General features: G+C 52.7%; 10 protein-coding genes. 7 read left to right on the top strand and 3 right to left on the bottom strand.

What is annotated here, in order from left to right:
- Positions 1–10 precede the first annotated feature (10 nt).
- A complete protein-coding gene (locus GWK74_02535) occupies positions 11–553 on the top strand; it encodes a hypothetical protein (protein ID QHU90388.1) in 543 nt (180 codons plus the stop codon).
- Positions 554–686: 133 nt separating this feature from the next.
- On the opposite strand, the gene GWK74_02540 is transcribed toward GWK74_02535, so the two are convergent.
- Positions 687–1,160 carry a hypothetical protein gene (locus GWK74_02540; protein ID QHU90389.1) on the bottom strand — a complete coding sequence of 158 codons (474 nt, stop codon included), beginning with the start codon at positions 1,158–1,160 and terminating at the stop codon, positions 687–689.
- Positions 1,161–1,498: 338 nt separating this feature from the next.
- Between GWK74_02540 and GWK74_02545 the strand changes: the two genes are divergently transcribed.
- From GWK74_02545 to treF, 4 genes are all read left to right on the top strand, one after another.
- A complete protein-coding gene (locus tag GWK74_02545) occupies positions 1,499–1,744 on the top strand; it encodes a hypothetical protein (GenBank protein QHU90390.1) in 246 nt (81 codons plus the stop codon).
- 143 nt (positions 1,745–1,887) lie between these two features.
- A complete protein-coding gene (locus GWK74_02550) occupies positions 1,888–2,472 on the top strand; it encodes an oligoribonuclease (GenBank protein ID QHU90391.1) in 585 nt (194 codons plus the stop codon).
- A 115-nt stretch (positions 2,473–2,587) separates the two neighbouring features.
- Positions 2,588–4,411 carry a translational GTPase TypA gene (gene typA / locus GWK74_02555; protein ID QHU90392.1) on the top strand — a complete coding sequence of 608 codons (1,824 nt, stop codon included), beginning with the start codon at positions 2,588–2,590 and terminating at the stop codon, positions 4,409–4,411.
- 94 nt (positions 4,412–4,505) lie between these two features.
- The gene (gene treF, locus GWK74_02560; GenBank protein QHU90393.1) at positions 4,506–6,104 is read left to right on the top strand and encodes an alpha,alpha-trehalase TreF; all 1,599 of its coding nucleotides are present in this window, start codon (positions 4,506–4,508) and stop codon (positions 6,102–6,104) included.
- Position 6,105: 1 nt separating this feature from the next.
- Here the strand turns inward: treF and GWK74_02565 are convergent, their stop codons facing one another.
- Positions 6,106–7,281, bottom strand: a complete 1,176-nt coding sequence (locus GWK74_02565) for an AAA family ATPase (protein QHU90394.1) — start codon at positions 7,279–7,281, stop codon at positions 6,106–6,108.
- Positions 7,281–7,997, bottom strand: coding sequence for a hypothetical protein (locus tag GWK74_02570; GenBank protein ID QHU90395.1), 717 nt, complete (start codon positions 7,995–7,997; stop codon positions 7,281–7,283). Before GWK74_02570 ends, GWK74_02565 begins: the two co-directional genes overlap by 1 nt.
- Positions 7,998–8,184: 187 nt before the next feature.
- Between GWK74_02570 and GWK74_02575 the strand changes: the two genes are divergently transcribed.
- Positions 8,185–9,219, top strand: coding sequence for a D-alanine--D-alanine ligase (locus GWK74_02575; GenBank protein QHU90396.1), 1,035 nt, complete (start codon positions 8,185–8,187; stop codon positions 9,217–9,219).
- 24 nt (positions 9,220–9,243) lie between these two features.
- Positions 9,244–9,987, top strand: a complete 744-nt coding sequence (locus tag GWK74_02580; protein ID QHU90397.1) for a slipin family protein — start codon at positions 9,244–9,246, stop codon at positions 9,985–9,987.
- Positions 9,988–10,077: the final 90 nt, after the last annotated feature.

Consider the following 10,077-nt stretch of genomic DNA (forward strand, 5'->3'; position numbering starts at 1 on the left):
TAATATTGATATGAATATGGAATCTTTCTACGTTACATCGACCCATCTTGACATAGAAATGGAAACCGAACCTCATCCGTCTGGTTTGGTTATATTTTCACGAAAGCTATCGCCCAACGGAGAGCCAATAGGACACATAATAGTGTCTCCTGAAAACCATCACACGGATATATACTGTAAGTATCTTGAGGAAAACAAGCCGCTACCATTAGAGCGTAAGAGCTGGGGGATAAGTTTTAATCAAAGCTCCAGCCAAAGCGGCGTAGTTCCAAATTATTTTACACGAGTAGAACCTGCCTATGGAATATGTATACCCCCATCCGACAATATACCTGATTGCCCCACCCTGCTAATAGCTGAAACAAGAAACAAAAGAGTACCAGAATTAGCTCATCAAAGACTGAGCATAGACCCGATACACATTAAGATGGCAATTCAAGCCCTAGGTATAGTGATGGAAAATCCAGATATTTTACATAGGACCGACGACAAGACCAGATTAATGCATTTTTCCGAAGATCAGCTTAATGAACAATCTGTGACCATTTATTAAATACAATTCCCCTACTCTTTTTATTTTCTCTCACTCATGGTAAAATTTTATATTTAAGAGGAAGGTCTGCGTTAGCATCAGACCATAGTCGCGTACATTTTCGCGCATTGAATTTTATTAACTGTACTCATGATCAGCCTAGTGCGAGCTTCGCCATAGATACCCGAGTCCGTTCAGCACGTGTGCTCTCCGTGGGTCGGCTTATCTGATAGAGCAGTTCGCCCTTCGGATTTCTGTCTACTTCGACAAACCCCAATTGTCTCAAAACACTGAGGTCACGTCGAATCTCGGGGATATTCCCTCTTGCCAATGAGGCAATCTCAAGAAGAGTCATCGGTATGCCATGAACAAGCACCCCCAGCACGGTCTGCTTTGCGCTGATGGATCCCGGGGAATATACCAAGTCTTGAACCTGACGCCTTAGCAGATCCAAGAGATGCCGTTCCTCTACTTCTATTGAAGATGGATCCGAATCAAGCACATTGCCTTCATCCATAGATCGTGATCGATCTGACCTCTGAAGAACCACAAGCTCTTCGTAGGGCTTATTTGGTTGAGGGTTAAGACATGCCGCCGTATAATCTTTTTCTACTTGTGATATTTTCATACGGCCTCCTTACAATATAACCGTTTTATCAATCAGGGTCTTCGAGATTACACACCCCCAGAGAGCATCCCCCGCATAGTCATATGATACCATCTCTGTGGAGTGGGTCAAATCCAGCTCATCCTACTAATTTTTGAACATTGAAAAGCAGTATGAAGGAATAATGGCATTCATCACCAGAGCAAGAATGGCTGGAAGATCAGCAGTCGCAGAGTAAGGCGGGTACGGATGGAGCTCCAAGGAAGTGGCGTGAAGTGGTAGTGCAGGATTTAGAAACGGTAAAGCGCAACTCACCTGGTCGAAAGCTCCCTGTTAAGGCGGTATATTCAAAGGGCGACATGAAAGTAACAGTCTTTGATACAACGCCAGATCGCGACGTCTACATGAGAATTTCCTGCAGAGGAGTAGCCAGAAACATCAGGCTTCAACGATCAGACCCAGAGGGTGCTCTGCTAGCTCGGTTTGGTCCAGAGCTTGGCGCAGACATGATTCGCGTTATTCAACGTCGACCTGGGGTGAATCGACGTAAGGTGAGTCGTAAGTTTTTTGAAGCTATCAGGATCAACCCGCCAGAAACTGAGTGATCGAGCAGACCCTAGTAGTTGATTAATAGGAGTTACTTAAGAGGTTACTACCATTTGAGTATACCTGTCTGTCACACAGTAACAGTCCTAGAGACTCCTCCATCTCCACCACAAACGTAATCCAGTGTTATAATACTATTACCATGAACACTAACACCGAATACGACCCACTTCCACCCGGCCTCTTTGTCTGGATGGATTTGGAGTATACGACGACCGATGTTGATACGGCGCGGATACTCGAAGTCGCTGCGATTATCACTAATCGCCAGCTGGAACAAATTGGCGAGCCGTTTTCTTTACCCTGCAAGCCCGATGACTTCTCTGGGCATTCTATGCCCGAATCGGTTGTCGATATGCACACACGAAATGGCTTGCTGGACGATGTCTCCGTGTCAAAGTACAACGAGGCCGCACTCGAAAAGCAAGCGCTCAATTGGCTACAGCAAACCGCAAATGACGCTATTTTAATTCACTGCGGCTATTATCTGCAATGTGACCGCGAGATCCTCGCAAGGCGCATGCCCGCGCTGTACGAGCGTTTGGGATTCCGGCAACTTGACATGCGCTGCCTCGAGGAAATGGCCGATGCTTGGACGAGCCAAGGTCGATATCGCCGAACCAACCACCACAATCATCGTGCACTCGGCGATGTGAGGGAGGCGATTTTACTGGGTGGAAAATATAAGGAGCGGTTTATACCGCGAGAAATGTCACACGATGCTTAGATAAAAGATAGGCACGACCACTGATAATTCAGCTAGCCAACCTTCTCATCTCTACCCATCTGTGTTACAATAAGTCACCAAAGGAAGGTCTGCGTTAACATCAGACCATATTTTTATGAAGGACGCTAGCAAGATTCGAAATATTGCCATTATTGCCCACGTCGATCACGGCAAGACGACCATGGTTGATGGGCTGCTCAAACAGTCGCGCACATTTCGCGACAACCAGGCTGAGATGAGCCAAGAACTGATCATGGATTCGGGCGATCAGGAGCACGAACGCGGTATCACCATCACCGCCAAACAGACCTCGATTTTTTACGGTGATTATAAAATCAATATCATCGACACGCCGGGACACGCGGACTTTTCGGGCGAGGTCGAGCGGACACTGCAGATGGCGGACGGCGTCTTGCTGATCGTTGATGCGCAGGAAGGGCCGATGCCGCAGACGAAGTTTGTGCTTTCAAAGGCGCTGGAACTGGGCTTGAGGCCGGTGGTGGTGATCAATAAAATTGATAAGCCAGCCAGGCGAATTGCCGAGGTTGAAGATGAACTGAGCGATCTATTTTTGGAGCTAGCGACCGACGATGCTCAACTGCAATATCCGATTTATTATGCTATCGGGCGCGACGGCAAAGCCTGGCGAGAGATTCCTGCCAACCCGAGCGACAACGCCGATCTCACACCGATTTTTGAGGCGATTATCAACGACATCCCTGCACCGAGCGTCACAGCTGATGGCGGTTTCCAGATGTTAGTGACCAGCCTACAGTACGACACCTTCCAGGGCAAATATGCCATCGGACGGATCGCTCGCGGGTCGGTCAAGCGCGGGCTGGCGGTTAGCCTACTGAAACACGGCGAGGTGTCGGGCTCAGCGAGAATTGAGAAAGTTTTTGGCTACCGCGGGCTGAACCGCGAAGAGCTTGACGAGGCGTTTGCCGGCGATATCGTGGCGCTAGTGGGCGTCAGCGAGGCGCACATTGGCGATACGATTGCCGACAAAGAACAGCCGGAAGCCCTGCCGGTAATCGCCATCGAAGCGCCGACGCTGAGCATGTACCTCGGCCCAAACACCAGCCCGATGAAAGGGCGCGAGGGAGAATTTACCACGTCGCGGCAAATTGGCGACCGGCTGCGACGGGAACTAGAAACCAACGTGGCATTGCGCGTCGAAGAAAACGGCATCGGCTTTACGGTGTCTGGCCGCGGTGAATTACACCTCAGCGTCTTGATCGAGACCATGCGGCGCGAAGGCTTTGAGTTCGAAGTTGGCCGCCCGCAAGTGGTGACCATCACCGAGGACGGCGTTGAAAAAGAGCCAATTGAGGAACTACAAATCGAAATCGGCAGCGAATTCATCGGCGCGATCAGCCAGGAGCTCGGTGCGCGCCATGCTGAGATGAAATCGCAAGAAACCACCGCCAGCGGCGCTACTCGCATCACCTACGTGCTGCCGACCAGGGCTTTGATTGGTCTGCGCAACGTGCTATTGACCGCCACCAAAGGCACGGTGATGATGAATTCCCTGCCATATGGCTATCAACCGCTGGGCGGCAAATTGCCAAAAACCCGCGGCGGTGTGCTCATCGCTTTTGAAGCTGGCACCACCACGCCGTATGCTCTGCAGGCGGCCGAAGCGCGCGGCGAACTCTTGGTCGGGCCTGGCACGGAAGTCTACGCCGGCATGATCGTCGGTATTTATAACCGCCAAGAAGACATCGAAATCAACGTTTGTAAAGCCAAGCACCTGACCAACATGCGTTCCAAATCGTCCGATGGCACGGTGCAGCTGACGCCATTTACGCAGTTTAGCCTGGAGCAATGCATCGACTTTATCGAGGACGACGAGCTGCTGGAAGTGACGCCAAAATCTTTGCGTCTGCGTAAACGTTACCTCGACGCTAATGAGCGAAAGCGCGCCGCCAAGCGATAGATCACCTACCCCGACAAACTACTGATTAATAAAACATATGAAAACCATGACATTACGGTGGATTATCCCGCACTAACACGCTATACTTAACCATATGCTTCCCAAAAAAACCACAACAATTATCAAGCGCACACTAGCCCGCACCGCCCAGCGCATCACGCCAATCGACCGTAAAGATCCCGACGAAAAGCTCGGGCAGTTGTTTCATGAAGTGCAGTCACACCGCGTGTTTGCCGATGGTAAAACTTTCGTCGATCTCGTACCGCGAAAGCGAGCCACCCGCATCCTCCAGGAGTATCGCCTGGCCCGACGTGACCCCAACTTTCGGCTGGATGAATTTGTGAAGCTACATTTTTATGAATTTGAATCGCCGGTCAAAAAGGTGAGCTTTGTCCAGGCGGACTCTGCCAGACAGCACGTCACCAATCTCTGGCCGCTGCTCATCCGCCGGGCTCATAAGTCGAAGGGTTCGCTGATCGCCCTGCCGCATGATTACGTGGTGCCGGGTGGTCGATTTGCCGAGCAGTTTTATTGGGATACGTATTTTATCATGCTGGGTCTGGCGGTGGACGGCAAGTGGAAGCTGATCGACGGCATGATGAAAAATTATGTGTACATGATTCAGCGTTTTGATTTCATTCCGACCGCCAACCGGACGTACTTCCTCAGTCGCAGCCAGCCGCCGTTTTTTGCGGCGATGGTCAAGCTCCTCGCCAGTAAACCCGGCCGGCGTGCCCCGAGCTTGACTTACCTCGAGTATTTTCCGTCGCTGCTGGCCGAATATAAGTTCTGGATGAAGGGCCAGCGCAAACTTTCGAGCATTGACTTTATGGCTACCAACCGGGTGGTAGCTATGCCTGATGGCCAGGTGCTCAATCGCTACTACGACGACAAGGCCACGCCACGCCCAGAAAGTCGCCGCGAAGATATCGAAACCGCCAGGAACAGCCGCTCCGCTAACAAGGCTAAGGTCTACCTCGACCTGCGGGCTGGGGCTGAGAGTGGCTGGGACTTTAGTTCACGCTGGTTTGATGATCCGCACGACATTGAGACAATTATGACGACCGATATTGTACCGGTAGATCTGAACTGTTTGTTGTATGAACTCGAGATGACGATCTCCCATTGTTACGGCGTACTGCGTCAGGCGCCGCTCAAGAAACGCTTCATCCGCCTGGCTGAACGCCGCGCCGAGAGTATCCGCCAGCACTGTTGGAATGAAACCGACGGCTTTTTCTATGATTATAATTTCCGCACCGGTCACCAGACGAGTCACGCCACACTGGCTGGCGTCTTCCCGCTCTACAGTGGCATTGCCACCAAAAAACAAGCCAAGCACGTGGCCGAGAAATTAGAACGCGAGTTTTTGCGCGATGGTGGACTGCGGATGACGCTGGTTGACAATGGCCAGCAATGGGACGCGCCAAATGGCTGGGCGCCACTGCAGTGGGTGGCGGTTTGCGGTTTGAAGCGGTATGGGCTGGATGAACTGGCAGAGGAAATTAGAAAGCGCTGGCTGGCTTCGACTGAGCGCGTCTTTGCTGATCAGGGCAAGATGATCGAGAAATATGATGTTGACAGCGAGTCACGCATTGGTGGTGGTGGTGAATATCCGTTGCAAGACGGCTTTGGCTGGACTAACGGCGTGTACGCGGCGCTGTATGATCGGTTTGATGAACGCTGCCCGAGATAATCTAACGTTTCGGCGGACGCGGGATGTCTTCTGGCAAAAATCCTTTTTCATGCTGGAAGCCAGCCTGCCATTTGTAATCTTTGCCGCAGCCTAGATCTTTCATTAGCTTAGTGGCGGCATTGCGAAGGTGCAGCGGTATGGGCGAGTTCGGATAGTTGTGCGCTAGAGCGAAAGCCTCATTCATCAAATCAGTAATTTCGCGCGATTTCTGGCTACGAGCCAGAGCGATGGCACAGTGAAATAGATTATATTTGGCTTCAGGCAAGCCAACGCGCTCGACTGCCTCAAACGTGGCGACCGCCAAGCTCAGCGCGCCGTTACCGGCCAACCCAATGTCTTCTGACGCGAAAATCACCATCCGCCGAGCGATGAATTTCGGGTCTTCACCAGCCTCAATCATCCGCGCCAAATAATACGCCGCAGCCACCGCGTCGCTACCGCGCAGTGACTTGATGAACGCCGAGATAACGTCATAATGCGCATCGCCCTTTTTGTCATAGCCCGGCAAACGCCGCTGAGCCGCCGCCTTGACGATCTCTGGTGTAACCTTCTCACCAAAACTCAGCGCCAACTCCAAATTACCCAGCGCCACCCGCGCATCGCCGTCCGCCAATTCCGCCAAATAGTCTAGAGCCTTGGGTGACACCCGCTTGGTTTGTTTCAAAGCTTTCAGCGCCCGCTTCAGCACCAGTACAATTTCATCTTTGGTCAGTTGCTGGAGCACCAGCACTCGCGTCCGGCTGAGCAGCGGCGTGATCACCTCAAAGCTCGGATTCTCGGTGGTCGCCCCAATCAAGGTAATCAGCCCGCTCTCGACATGCGGCAAAAAGGCGTCCTGCTGCGCCTTGTTGAAGCGATGGATTTCATCGACAAACAAAATTGTCCTCAGTCCCAAATTCCAGTTCTGCCGAGCGTGTTCAATTACCCGTTCGACGTCTTTTTTACCGCTGGTCACGGCCGATAACTCAACAAATTCGGCGTTGACTTCGCGGGCAATAATCCGCGCCAAGGTGGTCTTACCCGTGCCCGGCGGCCCCCACAAAATCAAACTGACTGGCTCAGCGCGCCTCACAATTTGGCGGAGCAGCTCGCCCTCGCCCAGCAAATGACTTTGTCCAATCACCTCATCCAGCGTTTGCGGCCGCATCTGCTCAGCCAGGGGTTGTCGCGCGTCCATTACCACCAATTATCCTCTCGCGGCCGATACTGCGAAAAGTGTGAAAAACAATCAGCCGGTCGCCGCCCAAGCGGTTTTGTTTGCAGACGTAACCCTCGATCAATCTGCTGAGCGCTTCCGCAGACTGCCGCAAACTCCGGCGACGCCACGTACTCTCGCCATGTCATCCCATCCAGCGGCACATACTGCTCCAGCATATCCAGCGTCATTTGATGCATACTGTCTGCCCCCGCTTGACCAGCCTCGCGACGAGACCGGCGCCGCCCAGCTGCCGTCATTTCCGGCGGCAACGCGCAGCCAGCCCAGTGTAGAACCCGCGCTGCCGCTCCATTGACGAGACCGGCACCGCCAGAGCAGTGACTAGTCAGTCGCACAAGTGCCGCGTGACGTTCCGCCTCATCAGTGGTCAACGGTATAGCTGACGTATTGCCAGTCTTAACCGCCATCTCATATGCCAATCGCTTTTGGTCGAGCTCCCCGAACAGCTCGTCTAACCACCTACTGCTATCTTTGATACTACCAACCAGTGGCGGCAGATTCTTAATCGCCCTCTGGAGAAGATTAGCTTCACATTCACTATACTTCTGCAATCGAATAGCCCGAGATATCTGCCCCAAGCCACCCACCGCTACCGCTATACCACCAAAAAATGTCACTTGCCGACCAGCTTCTGATAACACGTTGTGCCACACCTCACCTGACAAGGTCGTTAACATACCGGCAATCGTACCAATATTACCGACGACCCCACACCTAGCACACTCAGCTACCGAGTCGCTACCGCCAATGACCTCAGGCGTCAGCGATCTATTGAGCCTCTTATTCCCGTTATCCGCCATCATCATTTCATTATATCACGCCATAAATTCGCCCCGCCAAGGTGCAATGCGCTATACTAGAATAATGGATAGATTACGCGTTCTCCTCATATTTGGCGGCGAGTCGTCCGAGCACGAGGTCTCGATCAATTCCGCTACTAATGTACTAGCGGCACTGGACGCAGCACGCTACGACATAAACCTATGCTACATCGACCGTGCTGGTGAGTGGCGGCTCGTCGAGACGATCGAGGCACGCAACCAACCGAGCCCACACTTAACGCCACAACTCGGCCAGCGGTCGCTGCTCATCGACGGCGTTGACCCGCTGCCGATTGACCTGATAATTCCGGTGCTTCACGGCAAAAATGGTGAGGACGGTAGCGTACAGGGCCTGGCGCAGCTACTTCATATTCCCTATGTCGGCCCGAGTCTCCTTTCGGCGGCTGTCACCATGGACAAAGACATGACCAAGCGGCTGGCGCTCGGCGCTCACGTTCCGGTTGTACCGTGGCGAACGCTAGCGAATGATGCGCCGCGACCGACCTTTGCCGAGATAGCTGATGAGCTTGGTGCGCCTGTTTTCATCAAGCCATCCCGCGCCGGCTCGTCCGTCGGTGTCAGCAAAGTCCACTCGGCCGAAGCATTCACCGCCGCGCTTGATGAAGCCTTTCGCCACGACGACACCGTATTGATAGAACAAGCGATCACCGCCCGCGAGATTGAGCTGGCCGTCCTCGGCCGCGGTACGTCCGCCCGCGTCAGTATGCCTGGTGAGATTCTTCCTGGCGAAGAGTTTTATAGCTACGAGGATAAGTACAGCACCTCCAGCACTTCGCGCGTCGTTATCCCCGCGGAGGTTGACGAGTCGGTGGCGACAGAACTACAGCGCCTTGCACTGGCCGCCTACCGCGCGACTGGTGGACGCGGCATGGCGCGAGTTGACTTTTTCCTTGACCCAACGGGCCAGATTTTTCTCAACGAAATTAACAGCATCCCCGGCTTCACCAACATCAGCATGTATCCAAAACTATGGGAGGCTTCAGGCCTCAGTCCACGGGCGCTGATTGATGAGCTGATCGAGGAGGCGCTTGCCAGCCGCTCTATACGTGGCGTATAATTTCCTTATAAACAGGAGGTAGATATGGAAATAGTAGCAGTAATTTTAGTCATCGTACTGATGTTTGTGCTGAGCGGTATAAAAGTGGTCAATCAATACCAGCGCGGCGTAGTGTTGACGCTTGGTAAATTTACTGGCGTACGCGAGCCGGGTCTAAGGGTGGTGGTGCCGATTTTTCAGACGATGATGATGGTTGACGTGCGCTCGACACCGATTGACGTGCCAAAACAAGAAGTCATCACCAAAGACAACGTAACTGTCGGCGTTGACGCGGTAGTTTATTTCCGAGTAATTAACGCCCCAAAAGCGGTACTGGAGACGACCAACTACATTTATGCCACCAGCCAATTTGCCCAGGCTGCCCTGCGCGACGTCACCGGTAACGTCGATATGGACGACCTGCTTGCCAAGCGCGAGGAGATTTCGCAGCAGATCAAGGAAATTGTCGATGCCGAGACTGATAAATGGGGTATCGATGTCGAGAATGTCAAGATTCAGAACATCGAACTTCCGGGTGATATGAAGCGGGCCATGGCCAAGCAAGCCGAAGCCGAGCGCGAACGCCGCGCCAACATCATCAACGCCGACGGCGAAAAAGCTGCCGCTGAAACGCTGGCGCAGGCGGCGGAGATCCTGGCAAAAACCCAGGGCGCGATTAACCTGCGTACGCTAAATACACTGGAGCGTATCTCCACCGAACCGTCGCAAAAGACAATGATGCTCTTCCCGATTGAACTGATCGACGCAATTCGCGGCGGTAAGAAATAATAAGTCATAAAAATAAGCACTCCGTAAACTAGCGGGGTGCTTTTATGATTTCTGGTGGCAATTTATACCAAAGCTCGAACCTATTTCGCC

Source organism: Candidatus Saccharibacteria bacterium oral taxon 488, assembly GCA_010202115.1.
Classification (GTDB): domain Bacteria; phylum Patescibacteriota; class Saccharimonadia; order Saccharimonadales; family Saccharimonadaceae; genus Nanosynbacter.